Source organism: Segniliparus rugosus ATCC BAA-974 (genome assembly GCF_000185725.2).
Taxonomy (GTDB): domain Bacteria; phylum Actinomycetota; class Actinomycetes; order Mycobacteriales; family Mycobacteriaceae; genus Segniliparus; species Segniliparus rugosus.
The window spans coordinates 1,053,212-1,074,425 of record NZ_KI391953.1; the positions used below are offsets into that span (position 1 = coordinate 1,053,212).

Here is a 21,214-nt window from a genome sequence, read left to right on the forward strand (position 1 = left end):
TTTTGTCAAGGACAGAAGAGCCTACCGGACAGAAAGGAGTAAGGAAGATGAATCGTCAACTGAAGATCCAGCATCTGGACCTCAGCGATTGCAGCGCGGAGGAGTTGGAGGAGTTCGAACTCACGCAATTCCTTGCTACCGGTCTGTGCGACGAGTACCAGGGCAGCTCGGACGACATCCTCTCCGAGATCGATCAGCGGCAGCTTCCGCACGCCTCCTGATCGAGCTTCGAGCCTCAGAAGAGCGGGGCCCCGACATCGCAAGATGTCGGGGCCCCGCTCTTCTGTTGTTTGGCTCATCTGTTCGACGGCCGGCTCAGGCCCCGATTTCGGCGGGGGAAGGCGGCTCGGGCAGGGTCGCCGTCCCCTGGCGCACGGCGATCACGGCTCCGGGGCGCAGCCATGAGACGATCTCGCGCAAGTCGGACTTCTCCATCGAGACGCAGCCCTCGGTCGGGGCGTCGGCGGCAACGTGCAGGAAGTACGCGTTGCCCGCGCCGGGGACCCGGTTCGGGTTCACGCCCATGACCACGGCGAGGGAGTACGAGTCGTCGTCGAGCTGCTCGCTCTGTTTCTCGTTGAACGGGCATGAGCCCGGCGCGCAGGTAGCGAAAGTGTTGTAGAGGGGGCTCTTCACGTCGCCGACCCACCAGTCGTTCGGCCCGGTCTGACGGTAGGGGAGGGCGGTCGGCGGCGCGGGGTCGGTGCCGAACGCCTCGGGCAGCGCGAACACGCCGACCGGCGTGGCGGGGACGTCGTCCTGGACTTTCTGGGTGACCCCTGCCGATCCGATCCAGCCGGGCAACTCCCCGGTGGTCGAGGCCCACACGCCGTCGGTCTTCTCCCAAGCCCCGACGACGGCCTGCCCGTCGTCGTCGCCGGTCACCGCGACCACCTGGGTCGCGCCGCCGACCCAGCCGGAGAACCACGGGAGCGAAGTCGGCGTTGCGGGGGCCGCTTGCGCGTTTGGCGCGCTCGCGCCGAAGCACGTCGCCGCCAAAACCGCTGCGCAGACGAGCGCGCGACGGCCTCGCCCCTGGATTCGTTTTCCGATCATGCTCTTATTATGCGCCGTGTCGCTCCTCATCGTGATTGTTCCGTCCCTCATGCCCGCCGGATAGCGATGACGGCTCCGGGTTTGAGCCAGGTGATGAGGTTGCGCAGCGCGATTTTGTCGATCGAGACGCAGCCGGCGGTGGGGCCGCCGTCCTGCACATGCAGGAAGAACGCGCCGCCCGCTCCCGGTTTGCGCTCCGCGTTCACGCCCATCACCACGGCCAGCGCGTATTGGGGGATCGCGAGGCGCTCGCTCTCCTTCTCGTTGAACGGGCAGGAGCCGGGGACGCAGGTGGAGAAGCTGTTGTAGAGGGGGCTCTTCACGTCGCCGACCCACCAGTCGTTCGGCCCGGTGCGGTGGAACGGGATGCCGGTCTGCGGCGCGGGGTCGGTGCCGAACGCCCACGGCAGGGCGAAGACCCCGGCGGGGGTCGCCGGGTAGCCGTCTCTGGCCTGGTCGGTGATGCCCGCGGAGCCGACGTGGCCAGCGAGGGGGCCGGTCATGCTCCACCACTGCTGGTTGTATTTGCCCCAGACCTCCACATTGGCCCGGCCGGCCTGGTCCCCGGTCACGGCGACGACCTGCCCAGCGTTGCCGACTTGGCCGACGAACCACGGCGGAGCCGCCGCGAGGGAGGGGCCGCTGCGGCGAGCGGCGCGGGAGCGAGGAGCGTCGCAGCGGCGAGGAGGGACGAGGCGACAGCGCGGGCCAGCCGCCCGACACGTCCTGACCGCGCCGAACGAACAGCCGCTCCAGTCACTTCAGCCTCAAAATTCCCAATAGTCACACTGGTATCGTCAAGCTTGCCGCGCCGCGCGTCAAGCGGTCGCAGCCTGTTCGACATGGGAGCGAGACCGGATCGCGACCTGCGCCAGGGGCTACGCCCCGCCGGACGGCCATGACCGCGCCGGGCTTGAGCCAGGTGATGAGGCTGCGCAAATCGGGCTCGCCGATGGCGACGCAGCCCTGGGTCGGCCCGTCCCCGTCCAGGTGCAAGAAGTACGCGCTGCCCGCGCCGGGGGCGTGCTGCGGGTTCACGCCGATGACCACGGCCAGCGCGTACGCGTCCACGTCGAGGCGTTCGCTCTTCTGCTCGTTGAACGGGCAGGAGCCGGGGGCGCAGGTGTAGAACTGGTTGTAGAGGGGGCTGCTCACGTCCGCCACCCACCAGTCGTTCGGCCCGGTGCGGTGGAACGGCAGCGAGGTGCGCGGCTGCGCTTCGGTGCCGAACGCCCACGGCAGCGAGAACACGCCGGCCGGGGTCGCAGGGACGTCCTCGCTGGCCTGGTCCGCCACGCCCGCAGAGCCGATGTGGCCTGCGATGGGGCCGGTCATGCTCCACCACAGCTGGTTGTATTTGCCCCACACTTCGACCGCCGCCTGCCCGGAAGCCTGCCCGGTGACGGCGACGACCTGCTGGGCGGCCCCGACCTCGTTCGCGAACCACGGCGGTCCTGCGGCGAGCGTCGGGGCGGCGGCTGCTGAGGCGGCGAAGGGCGCGGCCGCCAATCCGGCGGCGAGCGCCACAATGGCATGGGCGAAGCCTCGGCGGCGGGTCCTCGGCGAACCCGCCGAGGCGGCCCGCACCTGAGGAATCTCGGCAGTCACATTTTTATAGTTGGGGGCGACGCGGGGGAGCGTCAAGCCTCGGGGGCGGGTTCGTCACTGAGGCGTGACCGGTTCGGGACGTCCGGGCGGGGGTTCGAGCGCGAGGAGCTGGCGGGCGTCGTGCAGGAAGTCGAGCGCGTGACGCAGGTCCGTTTTGTCGAGCTTCCCCTTGTGCCAGGTCGTGAGCGTCGTTCCGTCGAGGCGGAGCGATCGGGCGCGGAACCTCGGGTCCGCGAGTATCCACCTGCGGTTTTCGGGGCCGAGGGCCCCGGCGGCGAACGCGGCGGTGGCGCTGAGCTTGAAGGCCTTGTTGAACTCGGGGTCGTCCACCGTCGTGCCCGACATCCCCAGCGCGTTCGCGATCGTGTGCCCCAGGCCCGACGGCTCCAGGCTGAACACCGGACACGGATGCGGCAGGGTGATCCGCGTGACCTGGTAGTGGTAGTAGGAGCTGCTCTCGTCGCCGCTGCCGCTGATCTCGTAGTGGTACTCGAACGCCTCGAAGGGCAGTCCCCGGTCCTCGCCGGTGAACGTGCGCTGTGTTCTGCGGTGCGAGCCCTTGCGTCCGAACGGGAGGTCGCGGCACGATGCCTGCAATTCGGAGTTGTCGTGGCGATAGCGCCAGCCACGCTCCTGCGCGAAGGCCTGGTTCTCCTCGTGCTGCTTGCCGTCGAGGAGGAACATGACGACGAGCGCGACCACGACGAGGATCACGAAACCGGCGACGACCAGCGGCATATGATCAGCCATGGCGCTCCTTTTTTCGCAGTCCGAACAGCAAGAGCAGCATCAGCGCGGCGAGGGCGAAGGCCGCGGCGTACAGGGAGACGCTTTCCAGGATGTGGCTGAGCTGCATCCTGCCTGGGCCCCATCCGATCAGATCGGTGAGATGAGAACTCGATCTCGTCTCCAGCCGCATCCTGGCGACGCACGCGCTGTTGTCACAGCTGTCGTAGGCATCGTAATCATCGAGGGAGGCAAGGGCGTAGGCCGCCATCGAGAACCATGCGATGAGCTGCACCGAGGCTTGGGGCGCGGTGAGCTGAAAGGGCTTGCGCGGCTGGGCGAACGCGAGCCCGGTGGTCAAGACGAGGGCGAGTCCGGCGGGGCAGACCATGAGTCCCGCGAACATCCCTTTGGCGCTCGCGACGCAGCACAGGGCGGCGATATTGAGCGGAATCATCGCGAGGAACGCCGCTCGCCCGAATTGCTCCCCCGAAGGGAGTCCCACGAATCCCACAGCGAGATTCTAATGCTTGGCGACGGCGTCGCGGCGCGTCCGGAGGCGTTGGCGCTCGCGCAGATCGCCTCGGCGGCTGGCGGGGCCGGTTGGCGTTGGGCGATCGTCGGCGACCGGCTCGGACACGAGTCTGCGGCGCGCGTCGAGGACTAAGAGCACGAAGAGGGCGAGCCAGGCGGTCAAGGCTGCGGCGAGGGCCAGGCGGGCGACTGTTTCGCTCGACTCCGCTCCGCCCGCGCTCCAGCCGACGAGGTCGGTCCATCGCGAGCGCGGCTGGTCCCCGGTCTCGGGGAACGGCTCGCCCGCGCCTTCGACGGCGGTGAGCCCGAAAAGGAGAAACCCGGCCCAGGTCGCGGTTTGCGCCAAGGCCATGGCGGTGGTCAGCTCGCCAGCTTTGCGGATGCGGACGAGGCAGAGCAGGGTGGACGGCAGGAGCCAGCCGCCGAGGAACAGGACTGCGAACCCAACGGACCAGCCTGCGGAGGCGGTCCACAGTGCGAGGAAGGCGTTGAGCGGGAGGGTGAGCCGCCCGGCCGCCCATCGAAACTGTTCCATAATCCGATACTAATCGGTAGATGCCTTCCTGTCGCGGCGGACGCGTCGTCGGACACGGGCGATCAGCTCGCCTGCGAGGACGAGGAGGACGAGCGTCGCCCAGGCGGTCGTCCCCGCCGCGAAGCTCTGGCCGGCCAGCTGGTTGCTCAGCTCGAACCGCTGGGGCGTCCAGCCGGACAGCCGGGTGAAGGCGGAGGCTCCGTAGTTCTCCTCGATCGCGGGGCCCTCGTCGGAGAAGAAGAGCGAACCGCCGTCGGTGACGGCGAAACCGAAGAGAAGCAATGCGGCCCACAGCGCGAGTTGGGCGGCGATCTGGCCGATGGCGAGCGCGAACGGCAGGGGGAGCGGGGAGGGGCGCGCGGCCAGCCGGGTGGGCGCGGCCAGGGCGAGCGGGACGAACAAAGCGGGAAGCGCCATCAAGAACGCCGCCGAGCCGATGGGCGCGCCGAAGGCCGCGCGGCCGAACAGCGCCCACGCCAAGCCGACGAGGTCCAGCGCGAACGCGTGCCGGAAGACCGACCGATGCGCTCGCGCCGCGAACAGGCGCGCGGAAAACCCCACCGGCCAAGGATCGGCCAGCGGTCCCCCGGCGTCAACTCGTCCTTGCACTCGTCTTGTCCGAGTGCTAACGTGGCTGTTGGCACTCGTGAACTGCGAGTGCTAGGCCGGGATGGCGAGGCCAGCACACGACACGGCTGGCCGTCCGTCGCGGGCGCTACGCCGGCCGCCTAAGAACGTGTCACCCCCGACTATGGAGGATCACCACGCTATGGCCAAGATCATTGCGTTCGACGAAGAGGCCCGTCGCGGCCTCGAGCGGGGCTTGAACGCCCTCGCCGACGCTGTCAAGGTAACCCTGGGCCCCAAGGGCCGCAACGTTGTGCTCGAGAAGAAGTGGGGCGCCCCCACGATCACCAACGACGGCGTTTCCATCGCCAAGGAGATCGAGCTCGAGGACCCGTACGAGAAGATCGGCGCCGAGCTGGTCAAGGAAGTCGCCAAGAAGACTGACGACGTCGCGGGCGACGGCACCACCACCGCCACCGTGCTCGCCCAGGCGCTCGTGAAGGAAGGCCTGCGCAACGTGGCCGCCGGCGCGAACCCGCTGGGCCTCAAGCGCGGCATCGAGAAGGCCGTCGAGGCCGTCACCGCGCAGCTGCTCTCCACCGCCGTCAAGGTCGAGACCAAAGAGCAGATCGCCGCGACCGCCGGCATCTCCGCGGGCGACCCGGCGATCGGCGAGCTCATCGCCGAGGCGCACGACAAGGTCGGCAACAACGGCGTCATCACCGTCGAGGAGTCCAACACCTTCGGCCTGCAGCTCGAGCTCACCGAGGGCCTTCGCTTCGACAAGGGCTACATCTCCGGCTACTTCGTGACCGACCCGGAGCGGCAGGAGGCCATCCTCGAGGACCCGTACATCCTGCTGGTCTCCTCGAAGATCTCCACCGTCAAGGATCTGCTGCCGCTGTTGGAGAAGGTCATCCAGGCCGGCAAGCCGCTCGTCATCATCGCTGAGGACGTCGAGGGCGAGGCCCTGTCCACCCTCGTGGTCAACAAGATCCGCGGCACCTTCAAGTCTGTCGCGATCAAGGCTCCGGGCTTCGGCGACCGTCGCAAGGCGCAGCTCGCCGACATCGCCATCCTCACCGGCGGCGAGGTCATCTCCGAGGAAGTCGGCCTCTCGCTGGAGACCGCCGGCCTCGACCTGCTCGGCCGCGCTCGCCAGGTCATCGTGACCAAGGACGAGACCACGATCGTCGAGGGCGCGGGCGACTCCTCCGCCATCGCGGGCCGTGTCGCGCAGATCAAGTCGGAGATCGAGAACACCGACTCCGACTACGACCGCGAGAAGCTGCAGGAGCGCCTCGCCAAGCTCGCCGGCGGCGTCGCCATCATCAAGGCTGGCGCCGCGACCGAGGTGGAGCTCAAGGAGCGCAAGCACCGCATCGAGGATGCCGTTCGCAACGCGAAGGCTGCCGTCGAGGAGGGCATCGTCGCCGGTGGCGGCTCCGCCCTGCTGCAGGCCTCTCCTGCGCTTGAGGGCCTCGGCCTCTCGGGCGACGAGGCGACCGGCGCGAACATCGTGCGCGTCGCGCTCGAGGCTCCGCTCAAGCAGATCGCCTTCAACGCCGGGCTGGAGCCGGGCGTCGTGGTCGACAAGGTGCGCAACCTCCCCGCCGGGCACGGCCTCAACGCCGCCTCCGGCCAGTACGAGGACCTGCTCGCCGCTGGCATCAACGACCCGGTGAAGGTGACCCGCTCCGCGCTGCAGAACGCCGCGTCGATCGCGGGCCTGTTCCTCACCACCGAGGCTGTCGTCGCCGACAAGCCGGAGAAGGCCGCCGCTCCCGCTGGCGACCCGACCGGCGGCATGGGCGGCATGGACTTCTGAGTCCAACCGCCTGAACGCAGAAACCCCCGGCTCCGGCCGGGGGTTTCTGCGTTCTTGGCTTCGTTCGGGGCGGTGGCGCGCCTGGCGTCCCGGCGTTCGGCCGGGCCGCGCATCCCGCGCATGGCAAAAGCGGCTATCGGCCCCTGCGGGCGATCGCAGCGGCATAGAGCGCCGAGAAGGTCCGGCCCTTCCGGGGTCAGTCCTGCCGGCGGACGAGGAAGCCTTCCCAGAAGCGCTCAAGGGCGAAGACCGCCTCTTTGGTCGCGGCCTCCTTATCCTCCGCCTCCAGGATGATCATGGCCAACTCGGAGAGGCAGGCCAGCAGGAGCGAGGCGGTCGTCGGGATCGACACCCCTTCGCGCAGCTCGCCGCGCGACTCGATCAACCGGAGCAGGCGGCCAAGCCCTGGCAGGGCGAGATCCCGCTGCGTCTGCCGGAGCAGCTCGGCTCCGAGCGCCTCGGGGGCTTGGCGCAGGATGCCGGAGTGCGTGTCGTCGTGGCTGATGAACGTGAAAAACGCGGAGCCGCTCTCCACGAGCAGAGTTTTCCCTTCGAACGCGGGATCCGTCCCGACCAGGCCGATCATGCCGTCCAGCGCCTGCTCCATTGTGCGCATGTGCTCGGCGAAGACCTCGGCGAACAGCACCCGCTTGTCGGGGAAGTGGTGGTAGAAGGTTCCCTTGCTCACCAGGGCTTTCGTGGTGATGTCCTCGATTTTCGTCGCCCCGAACCCCGGCGAGATGAACAGCTCCCGCGCCGCTTCGACGAGCGCGGCGCGCGTCTGCGCGGCGTACATCTCGCGACGGGTTTGCACTGCCATGGTAAATGGCACTATATCCTATTGACCGAAAGTCACTCCATTGACCGGCGGTCACTCGATTGGCTGTGAGTGACCGACAGCCGTAGCCGCAGCTTCTCGCCCGCGACGAGCTGGAGCAGGATCGCGGTGGCCGCGGTCTGCACCGCGAGGATCCCGAGGATGACGAAGAGCTGCACCACCCCGGACTGCACGGCGCCCGCGCCCGCGAGGAGCGTGCCCACGAACGCGCCGGGCAGGGTCACAAGGCCAGTGGCTTTCGCCGAGTCGATCCCCGGCAGCAGGGTGCTGGCGACGGCAGGACGGCAGATCTCCAACCTCGCCTCGCGGGGGCTGAAGCCGAGCGCGAGCGCGGCCTCCACTTCGCCAGCCCGCGTGCGCAGCTCGTCCCGCGCGCGCCTGCCGGAGAGCGAGGTCGCGCTCATCGCGTTGCCGAGGAGGATCCCGACGACCGGCACGACGGCGAGCGGGCGGGCGGGCACGACCCCGGCTATCACCAGCGCGCCGACCAGCAGCAACGTCGGCGCGGCCACCGGCAGCGCGCAGAGCGCCACGACGCGGGGCCCGGCTTTGGGCACGACTCGGCGCGCGGCGGTCCACGCTGCCGCGCCCGCCATGACGAGCAGGAGGAGCGGGGTCAGCTTCGGCCGCACGGCCAGGCACGCGAGCACGGCGGCGAGCACGCCGAGCTGGGCTGCGGCCCTCGCCGCCGCGACGAGGATCTCCCCGCCGTGGCCGAGCCCGCCGAGCGAGCTGAAGAGCACGGCGAGCGCCGCGAGGACCACGAGGACGACGACGATCTCCGGCCCGGTGGTCACGAGCGAGGGCGAGGTCACATCCAGACAGTAGCCCGAAGGTCGGGGCCGAGGAAGGTTCGGTGTGTCAGACGCGGGCTCCGCCTGCGCCGCCGGCGGCGGGGCACATGACTTTGGTCCTCCCCTTCGCGGAGCAGACCTCGCGGCCATCGGCGACGACCTTGATGACGATGTCTGGAGCGCTGCCGTTCGGCTCGGGGTTCTGCGCTGTCGCCGTGATGCCGTAGAGGACGGTGCTGTCCGACACCGGTCCGGAGAGCGCGAGGCGGAACGGCGTGGCGACCACTCCGTGATACGCGTCGGGATACAGGATGTCCACGGCCACCGGCCCGTGCCCGTCGGTCACCTCGTAGGCCACATCGACTCTTCGGAAGTTAGTCCAGTACGTCACCACAGACCACGGCCCGCAGAGCAGCGCGCACAAGGCGAGGAACGACAGCGACACCCACAGCGCGACGGGAGATTTCTTCGGCGACGAGTCCACGGAGCCGCTCCTCAGGTTTCTTTGCCGTTGTCGAAGACCCGGACTTTCCTATCGGGGCCGATGACGAAGCCCTCGCGGTAAGGGCCAGGTTTGCCCTGTTGGTAGCGGGTCATGGTCTGACCGCTCTCCACGACCAATGCATGATCGGGCACGCCGATCAAGATGCTTGAGCAGCTGAGCTCTTCCGCTTTTGTGAGCACGCAGAGCGCCACCCGATGCCCTGGTTCCAGCGTTGTGTAGCCGGAGGCTGGTCCGTCGAATTCATGGCCTTCTTCGTCGAACAACCCCGGTGTGATGGTCGAGGTGGCAGAGGAAACACTATCGAACCCGTCTGGATGCCCGGATGTCGACAGCCTGCTGAGTCCATTCCCGGGCAGGTGGCCGATGCATTGCGCTCCGGATTCCCCAGGCAATGGATCGTGTGACTGAGGGTCGTTCTTGACGATCACAAGGCACCGGATGCCTTCGGCGGTTTTGAATCCGTAGATCTTGTGCTTGAGGTCCCCGACGCGGTATTGCTCGGTCACGTCCGGGTAGTCGGCCGGGTCGGGCACGCCGGGCGGTAAGGCCAAGAGGTCTTTCGGCGGGCTCGCGAAGCACCCCGCGCACAGCAAGACGGCCATAACGATCCCCACGAACCTCACCCGCTCAGCATAACGCAGCCGCCTCGGCGGCACCGCGACCCGAGCATTCACCGTCCGTTCACCTCGCCGCCGCCGCTTGCGGCTACATTCCCCGTGTGACCGAAGCGCCCGCAGCGAATTCCCATACCCATGTCGATCTCGCCGACACCAGCGGCTTCACCGTGGTGGACGAGGACGACGACGACCCGCAGCTGCTCACTCTGGACGGGCGGGCGGTGGACACCTGGCGCGAGGGGTACCCGTACGACGAGCGCCTCGGCCGCCACCAGTACGAGGAGGAGAAGCGTCTGCTGCAGATCGAGCTTTTGAAGCTGCAGCAGTGGTCGAAGAAGACCGGCCAGCGGCACGTCATCCTCTTCGAGGGCAGGGACGCGGCGGGCAAGGGCGGCACGATCAAACGCTTCATGGAGCATTTGAACCCGCGCGGGGCGCGGGTCGTCGCATTGGAGAAGCCGAGCGAGCGCGAGTCGACGCAGTGGTACTTCCAGCGCTATGTGCAGCATCTTCCCGCCGAAGGGGAGATGGTGTTCTTCGACCGCTCTTGGTACAACCGAGGCGGAGTCGAGCGCGTGATGGGCTTTTGCACCCCGGGCCAGCACGCCGAGTTCCTGCGCCAGGCGCCCCTGTTCGAGCAGATGCTGGTCGAGGACGGCATCAGCCTCGTGAAGTTCTGGTTCTCGGTCTCCCAGCTCGAGCAGCGCACCCGGTTCGCGATCCGCCAGGTGGACCCGGTGCGGCAGTGGAAGCTTTCGCCGATGGACCTCGCCTCGCTCGACAAGTGGGAGGCCTACACCGCCGCGAAAGAGGAGGTGTTCCGGTTCACCGACCTCGCCGGGGCCCCGTGGATCGTGGTGAAGAGCAACGACAAGAAGCGGGCCCGGCTGGGCGCGATGCGCTATGTCCTGAGCAAGTTCGAGTACGAGAACAAGGACCACGAGATCGTCGGCAGCCCCGACCCGCTCATCGTCGGCAGGGCCTCGGACCTGCTGAACGGGGAGTAGCCGGCGTCAGCCCTCGGCCTGCTGCGCGGCGAGGAGTTCCGCCTCGTGGGCCGCTGCCTCGGCGTCGGCCTCCTCGATGGTGGCGGGCAGATGGAACGGCGGGCGGCTGCGCCCCACCACGCGGTAGCGGTCCCAGAAGTCGAGGTCGTCGAAGACGGCTTTGCCCTTGCCGTCTTTGGTGGCGAGCGTGCCCTGCGCCCGCTCGCCGATCAGCGCTTTGAGCTCGTCGTTCGCCTTCACCCGTCCGTACCAGCGGTAGCGGCCGTCAATGGGCTGCGCGTGCCCGCGCAGGATGACGTCCGCCGTGAGGGTCGTGCCCTCGATCTCCACCTCGGCGGGCCCTTCGTAGTCGTGTTCGGCGTGCTGATCGGCCATGGTTCGTGTCCTCTTCGGTTGTGCGGCTCGGTCTACTGGTCGAAGGCGATGATGACTTCGTCGGTCTCGGGCACCGCCTGGCAGGCGAGGGTGAGTCCGAGCCGGAGGTCTTCGTCCACGAGGGTCTCATTGCGCAGCATCCGCACCTCGCCGTCCACGACGGTGCAGACGCAGGAGCTGCACTCGCCTTGGCGGCAGGAGTACGGGACGTCGAGCCCCCGGTCGAGGAGATGGTCGAGCAGCGGGGTCTCCCGGTCCCAGGCGAGGACGTGCTCGCCGTCGTCGAGCTGCACGGTCACCCGCGCGGGGGGCAGCTCGGAGGCGGGCCGCACCACGATCGGGGCGAACGGGTCGCTGTCGAGGGAGAAATAGACCTCCCGGTGCAGCAGCACCGGGTCAACGCCGGCCCCGGTCGCCGCTGCGCCAACCGCGTCCATGAACGGCGCGGGGCCGCACATGAAGAGCCGCCAATTGCGCCGGTCTTTGACGAACGAGGCGATGGCCTCCTTGCTGGGCACGCCCTGCTCCGATTCGAGCCAGTGCTGTAGGACGAACCGGTCGGGGAACTCCTCGGCGTACACCGCGAGCTGCTCCGCGAAGATGACCGACTCCTGGTCGCGGTTGGCGTAGAACAGCGCGATGCGCCCCTTGCCGGCCGCGAGCGCGGATTTGATGATCGAGATGACCGGCGTGATCCCGCTGCCGGCCGCGAAGAACACCAGGTCGTAGTCGAGGGACTTCGGGTAGAAGGTGCCCGCCGGCGGCAGGAGGGGGATCGACATGCCGGGAGCGGCGTTGTCGCAGATCCAGTTCGAGGCGTACCCGTCGGGGGTCCGCTTCACCGTGACCATGAGTTCGGCGTCGTCCAGGTGCGGCGAGCTGCACAGCGAATAGCACCGGGCCACCGAGCCGGTGCGCTCGCTCGGGATCCGCAACGTCAAGTACTGGCCGGGCCAGTACTTGAACGTCTCCACCAAGTCGTCGGGCACGGGGAAGACGAGCGAGACGGCGTCTTTCGTCTCCCGCACGACTTCGGAGACCACCAGCTGGCGGACGTGCGAGCCGAGCTGGGGCGTGTCAGCGGATGGGGCGACGGTCATGGATTCAGACTCCTATGAGTTTGCGGAAGCCCCGGCCCACGAGGGAGGGGGTCCGCTGTTTGCGGGGGGCTCCGAACGCTTCCGCGTGGATGTCGTCCGGCAGCGCCCTGGTGAGCTTCCACAAGCGCAGCGTGAGCTTGCCGGTGATGAGCCCGGCCTCGTGGAAGTACCGGATCATCGGCTCGCAGGCGAATTGGACGTTGGCGCGGTAGTTCGGGTTGAGCTGCGCCACCAGGAGGCCCCGGAGGGGCGACATGCCCAACGCGCGCCGGTAAGCGACCGGGTGGAACAGGAGCGGCAGGACGATCACGCCGACCAGGGCGATCAGCATCCGGTGCAGCGCCCGCATGGAGCGGCCCGAGGCCTGGTAGCTGCGCACCAGCTCCTCGCGGGCGAAGGTGATGTGCCTTGCCTCTTCGAGGACGTGGATCTTGAAGAGCTGGCGCAGATGGGGCTGCATGCTGTCGTTGAGGGTCGCCTCGCGTTGCAGGCGGTCGAGGATCTCCTCGATCAGGAGCGTCCAGCCGTAGATGGCGGCACCGGTGGGGACCACGTTGACCAGGGCGATGAACAGCTGCGTCACCCACCGGGGCAGCAAGAGCGGCTTGACGCCGAGCTTGTTGATCGCGCGGGAGAACATCGTGGAGTGCCGGGTCTCGTCGCCGATCTCGGTGAGCATGTAGCGAGTGGCGTCGTCGGTGAGCGCCCCGGTCGCGACGCAGCGGAATAAGATGGAGCTGAGCGAGGCTTCGGCGAAGATGCCGAAGCTGAAGATGCTGGCCATCTCTTGGCGGCTGAGCTCAATGCGCTGTTCGTGGCTGAGCTTGTCCCAGATCCTGGTGCCGTACAGAGAAAGCCTGTGCTCGGGGGCGAAATGCTTGCCCCCGACCCACGGCTCGTCCCAGTCGATGTCCACCTCGGCGTCGTAGCTGCGCTCCACAGCGGAGCGCAGCAGCCGCGCGGCGGTTTTCTCTCGGTCGCCGATCCGCTTCGCCCTGGTCTGCGAGGCCCCCGTGGCGACGAAGGCGGTTCCCATGGCGTGTGCGGTGATCTGGGCGGACGATTCGACGTGCGGCTCGAACGAGGTAGTCATGTCGGTCTCCATCTTTGCCTAGACAAAACAACGTAATTGTAGAGCGATTGTAGGTTCGGTGTGACCTAGAACGCAAGGCCGGAACGTGCGCTCCGACAGTGTTTTGCCGTTCTTTCCGCCCTATTATGTGATCGTTGTCACTTGTCTTTGGCCCGGCTGTTCGCAGCCTAGACGCCGACCGCCCTCCCCAGAACGCGCTTGAACCAGGAGGTTTTGGTCGTCGGCGGCTCGCCGAAGATCTCCTCGTGCAGGTCGTCGGGCAGCATGCGCGCGGCCCGCCACACGCGGGTGGTGAACCGGCCTTCCACCATGCCGACCTCGTGGAAGAATCGGACCATCGGCTCCGCGGCGAACTTCGCGTTCTCCGCGTACCGGGGGTTGAGCAGGGAGGCGAGCATGCCTCGGAGCGGGGACATGCCCAGCACATTGCGGTAGACGAGCGGGTTCACCAGCGTGGGATACACGCCCCAGGCCATGGTGGCGAGGATGAAGCGGTGGAACGCCCGCGCAGCGCGGCCGCACGCCTGGTAGCTGCGCACGAGCTCCTCGCGGGCGAAGGTGATGTGCCTTGCCTCTTCGAGGACGTGGATCTTGAAGAGCTGGCGCAGGTGCGGCTGCACGTTCTCGTCGATGGTCGCCTCGCGCTGCAGGCGGTCGAGGATCTCCTCGATCAGCAAGGTGCCGCCATGCATCGAGGGGCCCAACGGGATGAGGTACAGGCCGACCCCGGCGATGCGGGTCATTGCGGACGGGAGCTGGTAGGGGGCCACGCCCAGCTTGTTGATGGCGCGGGAGAACATGGTGGAGTGGCGGGTCTCGTCGCCGATCTCGGCGAGGGCGTAGCGCGTGGTGTCGGTGGCGTACCCATGCGCGAGGATCTGGCGGAACAGGCCCGAGCTGAGCATGCACTCGGCGAAGAGGCCGAAGCTGAAGATGCTGGCCAACTCGTGACGGCTCAGCTCGACCCGCTGCTCCGGGGAGAGCTTGTCCCAGATCCGGGTGCCGTACAGCGACAGCCGGTGCGTCGGGCCGAAGGTTTTGCCCTCCGCCCACGGCTCGTCCCAGTCGATGTCCACTTCGGCGTCGTAGACGCGTTCCACCGAGGAGCGCAGCAGGCGGGCGGCGGTCTTCTCGCGGTCGCCGATCCGTTTGCCCCGGGTCTGCGATGCCCCGGTTGCGGCGAAGGAGGCCCCCATGGACTCCGCGATGTCCGACGGTTGCGAAAGGGTGCTGGTCATTGCTGTGTCATCCGTTCCACTGATGTGTGTTCTTCTTTGATTTTACTACTAAAAACCGTTGCGTATCGCGCTGCTCAGAGCCGATTCACGAGCTTGGCCGCCCAGGGCTTTTCCGCCAATTGGTAGGCGAGCGGGCCGAAGAATCCGACGATGTCCTGGTACCGGGGCCCGAGCACCCTGGGGATCAGGTCGAAGATCCTGGCGTCGGGCCCGATGAGCACGCGAGCCCGGTCGCGCTCGACTCCGCGCAGGATGACCTGGGCCGCCCGCTCGGGCGTGGTCAGGGCGATCAGCTCGAAGCCCTTGGCGGCTTCGTCGATCGTCATCCCCGGGCGCTCGACGCCGCGCCCGTTGCGCACGATGTTCGTTTTGATGCCGCCGGGATGCACGCAGGTCGCGCTGACCGGGGACCGGGCGATGCGCAGCTCTTGGCGCAGCGCCTCCGTGTAGCCCCGCACCCCGAACTTCGCCGCGTTGTACGCCGCCTGGCTCGGGATGCCCATCAGGCCGAAGACGCTGGAGATATTGACGATATGCCCCTCGCCCGCTTCGATCAGCTTGGGCAGGAACGCTTTGGTGCCGTTGATGACGCCGTTGAGGTTGATGCCCATGAGCCAGTCGTGGTCCTCCCAGGAGGTGTCGATCACGTCGGCCCCCAGCGCGACTCCCGCGTTGTTCGCGATGAAGTTGGCCTTGCCGAACTCGGCCACCACCTCGTCGGCGTGCGCGTGGAAAGCGTCCCGGTCCGCGACGTCGAGCTGGTAGGGGATCGCTTTGGCCCCCTCCTTCTCGCAGAGCAGGGCCGTCTCCGTGACGTTCTCAAGGTTGATGTCCGAAAGGGCGAGCTGCGCCCCGCGCTTGGCCAGGTTGACGCCGAGCGCCCTGCCGATGCCGGATCCCGCCCCGGTGATGACCGCGACGCGGCCTCGGAAGTCTTTCATGTCGTTTCCTCTCTCAGGCGTTGACCGGCTCGGCGGCTTGCGTCGCGACGGTGGCGAACTGGAAGTCCTCGGCGTTCACTTTGCGGGTGCGCAGCCAGTACTCCCAGGTGAATCCGGGCCACAAGGTCCAGTTCCTGCCGTGCTCGTCCACGTACCAGCTCTTGCAGCCGCCGGTCGCCCACACTGCGGTGGAGAGCTTGCGCTGCACCTCGTCGTTGAAGCGGGCCTGCACCGCGCTCTTGGACGCGATGCTCGTCGCCCCTCGGGACTCCGCCAAGCGCATCGCCTGGACGGCGTAGCGGATCTGGGACTCGATCATGAAGACGATCGAATTGTGGCCGAGCCCGGTGTTGGGGCCGAGCAGGATGAAGGCGTTCGGGACGTCGGCGACGGTGATGCCGAGGTGGCCCTGGATCCCCTGGGCGTTCCAGCGCTCGTGCAAGTCCTCGCCGCCCTGGCCGATGAGGTTGACCGCGCGGTAGGAGCCGTCGACGCTGAAGCCGGTCCCGTAGATGATGACGTCGACGTCGCGACGGGCCCCGTCGCGCGAGACCAGGGTATTGCCCTCGACGCGGTCGATGCCCTCGGTGATCACTTGGGTCTTCGGGTTCGTCAGCGCCTTGTAGTACGTGTCCGAGCCGAGGAGGCGTTTGCAGCCGGGCGTGTAGTTCGGCGTGACTTTCTCGCGCAGCACGGGATCCTTGATCTGCGAGGCGATGTAGCGCTTGCCGATGAACGCCACGCCCTTGAGCAGGGCCGGGCGGCGGTTCATCGCGTACGCGCCGAGTTCGGCTCCCCAATAGATCTGCGCGCGCAGCGCCTTGCGGGCCAGCGGCAGGCGCTGGAAGAGCGACCGCGCGACGGCGGGGATGCGGATGTTCGTCCTCGGCAGGACCCACGGGGCCGTGCGCTGGTAGACGTGCAGCTCGGCGACCTTGTCGACGATCTGGGGGACGAACTGGATGGCGCTCGCCCCGGTGCCGATGACCGCGACGCGCTTGCCAGTCAGGTCGACGTCGTGGTCCCACTCGGCGGAGTGGAACGACGGGCCGTCGAAGCTCTCGATCCCCTGCAGCTTGGGGATGGAAGGCACGTGCAGCGCGCCGATGCCGCTCACCAAGTAACGGGCGATGTACTCGTCGCCGGACTCGGTGGTGACGTGCCACTCATGGGTGGCGTCGTTCCAGCGCGCGCCGGAGACCGTCGTGTTCAGCCGCACATGCGGGAGCACGCCGTGCCGGTCGGCCACCCCTTGGAGGTATTCGAGGATCTCGGGCTGGCCGGACCACATTTTGCTCCAATTCGAGTTCTGCTCGAAGGAGAAGGAGTACAGGTGCGAGGGGATGTCGCAGGCGCAGCCTGGATAGGTGTTGTGCCACCATGTGCCGCCGACCCCGCCGCCCTTCTCCAGGACGATGAAATCGTGGCGGCCCTCGTTCTGCAACGCGATGGCCATGCCGAGGCCGGAGAAGCCCGCTCCGATGATCACAGTCCCGGTTCGGATCGGCTCCTGCGCTCCGCCTTGTGACGGATTTTGTCGCGCGCCTCGGGTGGTGGAGGCCATACGTTCTTCCTTTCGTCGAGCTGCAAAGTGCCTTGCATCACACGGTATATGAAACCAGTAGTAGCCCGTAACCGTTTTCGGCGATTCTTTTGGTGCCTTCTGCCTCACAAGAATATAAAATGTGATCTACGACACTGATGCGTTTGAGGGGGAAATTAAGCAAACTCATGGCATGCGCGTCCGGTGTCCGGATGTCTCTCGTGGTAGACATGTTTTATGGCTGATCGCAGAGCAACCCGATGGGACAGCCATCGTGCGCAAGTGCGGACGGAGTTGGTGGAGGCCGCGTTCCGCGCCATCGACCAGCTCGGCCCCAATGTGAGCATGCAGGAGATCGCCGCAGAGGCGGGCAAGCCGAAGCCGACGCTGTACCGGTATTTCTCCGACCGGGACGAACTCTTCGACGCCGTCGCGGACCGCATGAAAGATCTCCTCACCGAACGCGTCGTCGTCCTCCCGATGAGCAACGCGCCCACCGCGCGCGAGCTGATGCGGCTCGGGCTCACCGGCTACGCCGACCTGCTCGCCGCGCATCCGAACGTGTTCCGCGCTTTCTTGAACGATATGATCCTCGGCACCGGCGGCGGGGCGAACAAGGTGCTGGACAACGGACGTTTGCTCGCCTCTGAGATCGCGTCGATGCTCGACATGGTCGGGGGACAGATCGGCGTGCCGAGCGCGAACGTCGAATTGTCCGCAGCCGCCATCGTCGGCGCGGTCGGAGCCGCTGCGGACTGGTGGCTGAAAGACGGGGAGCCGAAGACGACGGTCGCGGAGTTCGTCGAGCAGCTCGAAGTGGTGCTCTCCGGCATGATCGCCGCGACGGCCCAGGCGCAAGGGGTCGTTTTGGACTTCGACGTGCCGCTGAACGCCTTCATCGCGCCGTTGGCCGTGAACGGCTCGGAGTGACCTTCGCGGCCGTGTGTATCCTGTGTCGTGGCTAGACGGTGTTATAGCTGATGGCGCTGGAGCTATAGAGGACGGAGCAGATGAGCCAGGACGACCCGTGGACTGTGCCGTACGCGGATCTCGAAGCGGTGCGAGGGGCGGAGAACTCGGGCAAGCGCAAGATCTGGCCCTGGGTGGCGGTCGGCCTCGTCTTCGCGCTCGGCCTGGCGGCGGGCACTGTCGTGCTGGTGTGGTTCGCCCGCGACTCGCTGGACGACCTGCGAGCCAATGGCAAAATCGGCCAGCGGGTCTATTTGCGGGCGCACGCCTACGCCGATCAGGGCTCCGCGAACAACGCCGAGTCCGCCGAGGTCAAATACACGCTGGTCCACCATCTCGCGAACAAGTCCCAGCCGCAGTCGGCGACGTTCGGCCAAACGGTCTCCTTGCCGTGGGAACCGCCCGCGCAGGGCTCGGTGCTCGACCTGGAAGGGTCGTTGGTGGAGATCACCATGACGGTGCGGGTCCCGCATAAGAGCAACGGGAACCTCGCCGGGCCGACTTGCTCGCTGAGCTTGGACGGCGACCTCCTCGACAACAAGGCCGCCTCGGGGTACGGCAACGAGGTGACCTGCCACTGGCGCTTCACACAATGAACACGGTCCCTGGACAAGTCTGACGGAACGAAAGAAGAGAGAGGCGTCGCTATGCGGATTCGTCGCATCGACCTCACCCATGAGGCATACACGTACCTGCGGATCTTCGGGTCCGAGAACAACCCGACCGCTCCGGTCCTGCTCGTGGTCCCCGGCTACGGCACTCCGGTCGCCGCGCTGGACAAGTTCGCGTTCAGCGTCCTCGAGCAGGGGATCCAGGTGGTCACCTTCGACCTGCGGGGGCAGGGGGCGAGCCGGCCGAGGCCGAACCCGCTGCTCAACTGGGGATGGAAGCGCCATATCCAGGACGATTTCCCGCAAATCGTGGCCGAAGTCCACGAGCTGTTCCCCGGCGCGCCGGTCTACCTGTTCGCGCACAGCCTCGGCGCGCATTTGGCGAGCCTGTACGTCTCGCAGCACCCCGGCGAGGTGGAGGGGCTCATCATGCTGACCACCGGAATCGCCCATCGCCGGAACTACGCCAACCGAGTCCACGCGGAGATCGTCTCCCTCGGGATTTTCTGGATGAACGTCGGCGCGCAGATCTTCCGGATCTACCCAGGGGTCTTCGCCCGGTTCGACGGCGGCTACGGCCGCCAGCCCCGAGGCATGCTGTGGGACTCCGGTCGGGTCATCCTCACCGGCAAGTTCCAGCCCTCCCGCATCGAATACGACGCGGAGGAAGCGCTCGGCGAGATCACGATCCCCGTCCTCGGCGTCACCGTCGAGGCGGACTACATCGTCCCGCCCAAAGTGATGCAGGAATTCCTACGCCTGTTCAAAGGAGCCGAGCCGGAGCAGCAGCACATCAAGAAGCGGCTCGGGCACGCCGGTTGGATCGGCAGGCCGCAGGCGCTCATCGAACTCGTCGTGCCGTGGGTGAAGGCGAAGGAGGCCGCGAAGCTGGGGTCGAAGGACGCGGCCGCTACCGCGCCGTGAAGCTGAGCGAATCCGCGTTCGTGTTTTCGGTGTGCTCGTAGTGGTCCACAGCGTGGCCCACGTTCTCCCTCGCTTTGGCGAGGGCTCCGGTGGCGGCCTTGCCGCGCGCGATCTCGGACTCGGCGTACGCCGAGTAGGCAGACGCGGCGCTTAGACCGCGCCACGCGGAAGCAGAGGCTGCGAGCGCCTGGTCGCTTGAGGCGAGCTTGGCGGTGGTCTCCTCTGCGAGGTTATGGAGCTGACTCGCTCCGGCGCGCAACTCTTCGAGAGAAACGGTCACCTTCGGCCCCGCCCCTGCGGGTTGTTCGTTCGTTGGCATCTGCGGGATGTTACTCCGGCGCTCCGAGTCCCGACGCGATGTCTCCGGAGAACAAAACAATTCCGGAGGGTGAGAAGAACAGATGGGCGCTATCTTGCCGAAAAGGCGTTCACGGTCCCGGTTACGAATCCCGCTATCGCCGATGGCGCGAGACGCCAGAACCCGCACTGCCATCCCCAAAGCATCTGCAGGAACTGTCGAACAACGCGCACTTCGGCCTCAGCGGGTCTCGTGCGGGACGGGGATATTGCGGTCGGTGTACCAGTGCTCCATCAACCGGCACGGAGTCTTGCCCCGGATAAAAGCTTCGACCGCTGATCCGATACGGATCTCGCCGCCGTCCTCGGCGGAGAACACCAGGTCATGTTGCTTGGCCACGTCTTGGTATTTGAACTGGGCGGTCATGCCCCAGAACTCCGCCTCGGCCCGCACAATGGCCACCGCCTTCGGCCACAACTCTTCTGGAATAGGGCCGGAGAACAAAGCGTGTCGCGTCGCGAACCGCGTCACTCTTGTGTCGGCGGCCTGGTCTTGCGGGCAGCCGACATTCCCTCCGTCCCGATGCCATTTCCAGGTGAGACCAGGGGCGAGGGCGGTGATTTTGTCGGCGGTTTTGGCGATGGTGGCTTCGAGGTCTTTCGCGGCCTGCTCGACGCTGCCTTTGCCCCGGTAGCGCTCCTCGAACGCGGGCACCTCGCTCTTGGCCATATGCTTCGGCGCGTCGTCCATGCCCTTCAACCCTTCCAGAAACTGGTACGCCCCGATCCCGCACAGGGCCAAGAGCAGGACGACCACGACCGCGAGGCCGGTCCACAGCCATGCCGCGCGCCGCATGCTCAGCGGGTCTCGTGCGGGACGGGGATATTGCGGTCGGTGTACCAGTGCTCACGCAACCGGCACGGAGTCGTGCCCGTGATGGAGGCTTGGACCGCCGTGCCGATGTTAATCTCCCCGCCGTCCTCGGAGGAGAACACCAAGTCGTGCTGCTTGGCCACGTCTTGGTATTTGAACTGGGCGGTCATGCCCCAGAACTCCGCCTCAGCCCGCACGATGGCCACAGCCTTCGGCCACAACTCTTCTGGAATAGGGCCGGAGAACAAAGCGTGTCGCGTGTACATCCTCATGACCCATGTGTCGCCAGCGGGATCTTTCTCACAGCCGCCGGGACCTCCATCTCTATGCCATTGCCAGGTGAGACCAGGGACGAGGGCGGTGATTTTGTCGGCGGTTTTGGCGATGGTGGCTTCGAGGTCTTTCGCGGCCTGCTCGGTCGTGCCTTTGCCCTGGTAGCTGGCCTCGAAAGACGCGATCTGGTCTTTGGTCATATGCTTCGGCGCGTCGTCCATGTCCTTCAACCCTTCCAGAAACTGATACGCCCCGATTCCGCACACGGCCAAGAGCAGGACGACCACGACCGCGAGGCCGGTCCACAGCCATTTCGCATGCCGCTCGATCCAACTCTTCTCTTCCGCGACGTGGGCCATGG

At 67.0% G+C, this 21,214-nt stretch carries 25 protein-coding genes and 1 pseudogene; 6 read left to right on the top strand and 20 right to left on the bottom strand.

The genetic code is table 11. The annotated features are described in order from the left end of the window. Positions 1-47 precede the first annotated feature (47 nt). Positions 48-221, top strand: coding sequence for a hypothetical protein (locus tag HMPREF9336_RS18660; RefSeq protein ID WP_021030143.1), 174 nt, complete (start codon positions 48-50; stop codon positions 219-221). A gap of 94 nt (positions 222-315) precedes the next feature. Here HMPREF9336_RS18660 and HMPREF9336_RS05140 read toward each other — a convergent pair whose 3' ends face one another. The 7 genes and pseudogenes from HMPREF9336_RS05140 to HMPREF9336_RS05170 form a co-directional block, all read right to left on the bottom strand. After that, positions 316-1,056, bottom strand: coding sequence for a L,D-transpeptidase family protein (locus HMPREF9336_RS05140; protein ID WP_051357147.1), 741 nt, complete (start codon positions 1,054-1,056; stop codon positions 316-318). 47 nt (positions 1,057-1,103) lie between these two features. Then, positions 1,104-1,768, bottom strand: a pseudogene (locus HMPREF9336_RS05145) (L,D-transpeptidase family protein). Between the two features lie 71 nt (positions 1,769-1,839). Then, a complete protein-coding gene (locus HMPREF9336_RS05150; protein WP_244431593.1) occupies positions 1,840-2,664 on the bottom strand; it encodes a L,D-transpeptidase family protein in 825 nt (274 codons plus the stop codon). Positions 2,665-2,718: 54 nt separating this feature from the next. Then, positions 2,719-3,414: a hypothetical protein gene (locus HMPREF9336_RS05155; protein ID WP_007469675.1), complete on the bottom strand. Its 696-nt coding sequence runs from the start codon at positions 3,412-3,414 to the stop codon at positions 2,719-2,721. Next, positions 3,407-3,904 (bottom strand): hypothetical protein, encoded by a 498-nt coding sequence (locus HMPREF9336_RS05160; RefSeq protein WP_040584641.1) that lies wholly within the window; start codon positions 3,902-3,904, stop codon positions 3,407-3,409. Before HMPREF9336_RS05160 ends, HMPREF9336_RS05155 begins: the two co-directional genes overlap by 8 nt. Positions 3,905-3,913: 9 nt before the next feature. Further along, positions 3,914-4,459 (bottom strand): hypothetical protein, encoded by a 546-nt coding sequence (locus tag HMPREF9336_RS05165; RefSeq protein WP_007469680.1) that lies wholly within the window; start codon positions 4,457-4,459, stop codon positions 3,914-3,916. A 9-nt stretch (positions 4,460-4,468) separates the two neighbouring features. Then, positions 4,469-5,020, bottom strand: a complete 552-nt coding sequence (locus HMPREF9336_RS05170) for a hypothetical protein (protein ID WP_007469682.1) — start codon at positions 5,018-5,020, stop codon at positions 4,469-4,471. Between the two features lie 208 nt (positions 5,021-5,228). Here HMPREF9336_RS05170 and groL point away from each other — a divergent pair, with 208 nt between their 5' ends. Next, positions 5,229-6,854, top strand: coding sequence for a chaperonin GroEL (gene groL / locus HMPREF9336_RS05175; RefSeq protein ID WP_007469684.1), 1,626 nt, complete (start codon positions 5,229-5,231; stop codon positions 6,852-6,854). Positions 6,855-7,050: 196 nt separating this feature from the next. Here groL and HMPREF9336_RS05180 read toward each other — a convergent pair whose 3' ends face one another. From HMPREF9336_RS05180 to HMPREF9336_RS05195, 4 genes are read right to left on the bottom strand one after another with little or no spacing between them, the layout of a single operon-like run. Then, on the bottom strand, positions 7,051-7,674 hold the full coding sequence (locus HMPREF9336_RS05180) for a TetR/AcrR family transcriptional regulator (protein ID WP_007469687.1): 624 nt from the start codon (positions 7,672-7,674) through the stop codon (positions 7,051-7,053). Between the two features lie 32 nt (positions 7,675-7,706). Continuing rightward, the gene (locus HMPREF9336_RS05185) at positions 7,707-8,507 is read right to left on the bottom strand and encodes an ABC transporter permease (protein ID WP_021030146.1); all 801 of its coding nucleotides are present in this window, start codon (positions 8,505-8,507) and stop codon (positions 7,707-7,709) included. 46 nt (positions 8,508-8,553) lie between these two features. Next, on the bottom strand, positions 8,554-8,970 hold the full coding sequence (locus HMPREF9336_RS05190; protein ID WP_007469691.1) for a hypothetical protein: 417 nt from the start codon (positions 8,968-8,970) through the stop codon (positions 8,554-8,556). Positions 8,971-8,981: 11 nt separating this feature from the next. Further along, positions 8,982-9,614 carry a hypothetical protein gene (locus tag HMPREF9336_RS05195; RefSeq protein ID WP_156920297.1) on the bottom strand — a complete coding sequence of 211 codons (633 nt, stop codon included), beginning with the start codon at positions 9,612-9,614 and terminating at the stop codon, positions 8,982-8,984. Between the two features lie 95 nt (positions 9,615-9,709). Between HMPREF9336_RS05195 and ppk2 the strand changes: the two genes are divergently transcribed. Beyond that, a complete protein-coding gene (gene ppk2 / locus HMPREF9336_RS05200; RefSeq protein ID WP_007469695.1) occupies positions 9,710-10,615 on the top strand; it encodes a polyphosphate kinase 2 in 906 nt (301 codons plus the stop codon). Positions 10,616-10,621: 6 nt separating this feature from the next. Here the strand turns inward: ppk2 and HMPREF9336_RS05205 are convergent, their stop codons facing one another. The 6 genes from HMPREF9336_RS05205 to HMPREF9336_RS05230 all read right to left on the bottom strand — a co-directional run bounded on the left by HMPREF9336_RS05205 (position 10,622) and on the right by HMPREF9336_RS05230 (position 16,926). Beyond that, positions 10,622-10,990, bottom strand: a complete 369-nt coding sequence (locus HMPREF9336_RS05205; protein WP_007469697.1) for a DUF4873 domain-containing protein — start codon at positions 10,988-10,990, stop codon at positions 10,622-10,624. Positions 10,991-11,022: 32 nt separating this feature from the next. Continuing rightward, positions 11,023-12,090, bottom strand: coding sequence for a ferredoxin--NADP reductase (locus tag HMPREF9336_RS05210; protein WP_007469700.1), 1,068 nt, complete (start codon positions 12,088-12,090; stop codon positions 11,023-11,025). 4 nt (positions 12,091-12,094) lie between these two features. Continuing rightward, entirely contained in the window at positions 12,095-13,126 is a 1,032-nt protein-coding gene (locus HMPREF9336_RS05215) for an AurF N-oxygenase family protein (RefSeq protein ID WP_051357269.1), read from the bottom strand. Positions 13,127-13,350: 224 nt separating this feature from the next. Continuing rightward, entirely contained in the window at positions 13,351-14,421 is a 1,071-nt protein-coding gene (locus HMPREF9336_RS05220; RefSeq protein WP_007469704.1) for an AurF N-oxygenase family protein, read from the bottom strand. A 74-nt stretch (positions 14,422-14,495) separates the two neighbouring features. Beyond that, positions 14,496-15,362 carry an SDR family NAD(P)-dependent oxidoreductase gene (locus HMPREF9336_RS05225; RefSeq protein WP_007469706.1) on the bottom strand — a complete coding sequence of 289 codons (867 nt, stop codon included), beginning with the start codon at positions 15,360-15,362 and terminating at the stop codon, positions 14,496-14,498. A 13-nt stretch (positions 15,363-15,375) separates the two neighbouring features. Then, complete coding sequence (locus HMPREF9336_RS05230; RefSeq protein ID WP_007469708.1) at positions 15,376-16,926, bottom strand: flavin-containing monooxygenase; 1,551 nt, start codon at positions 16,924-16,926, stop codon at positions 15,376-15,378. Positions 16,927-17,142: 216 nt separating this feature from the next. On the opposite strand from HMPREF9336_RS05230, the gene HMPREF9336_RS05235 reads away from it, so the two are divergent. From HMPREF9336_RS05235 to HMPREF9336_RS05245, 3 genes are all read left to right on the top strand, one after another. Continuing rightward, entirely contained in the window at positions 17,143-17,835 is a 693-nt protein-coding gene (locus tag HMPREF9336_RS05235; RefSeq protein ID WP_007469710.1) for a TetR/AcrR family transcriptional regulator, read from the top strand. Between the two features lie 80 nt (positions 17,836-17,915). Further along, complete coding sequence (locus tag HMPREF9336_RS05240; protein WP_007469712.1) at positions 17,916-18,470, top strand: hypothetical protein; 555 nt, start codon at positions 17,916-17,918, stop codon at positions 18,468-18,470. A 51-nt stretch (positions 18,471-18,521) separates the two neighbouring features. Beyond that, entirely contained in the window at positions 18,522-19,409 is an 888-nt protein-coding gene (locus HMPREF9336_RS05245; RefSeq protein ID WP_007469715.1) for an alpha/beta fold hydrolase, read from the top strand. On the opposite strand, the gene HMPREF9336_RS05250 is transcribed toward HMPREF9336_RS05245, so the two are convergent. The 3 genes from HMPREF9336_RS05250 to HMPREF9336_RS05260 form a co-directional block, all read right to left on the bottom strand. Continuing rightward, positions 19,396-19,728 (bottom strand): hypothetical protein, encoded by a 333-nt coding sequence (locus tag HMPREF9336_RS05250; protein ID WP_021030150.1) that lies wholly within the window; start codon positions 19,726-19,728, stop codon positions 19,396-19,398. The two genes, HMPREF9336_RS05245 and HMPREF9336_RS05250, sit on opposite strands and share 14 nt — an antisense overlap. Positions 19,729-19,947: 219 nt before the next feature. Further along, positions 19,948-20,562, bottom strand: coding sequence for an LppA family lipoprotein (locus tag HMPREF9336_RS05255; protein WP_007469719.1), 615 nt, complete (start codon positions 20,560-20,562; stop codon positions 19,948-19,950). A gap of 2 nt (positions 20,563-20,564) precedes the next feature. Continuing rightward, complete coding sequence (locus tag HMPREF9336_RS05260; protein ID WP_007469721.1) at positions 20,565-21,212, bottom strand: LppA family lipoprotein; 648 nt, start codon at positions 21,210-21,212, stop codon at positions 20,565-20,567. Between the last annotated feature and the right edge of the window lie 2 nt (positions 21,213-21,214).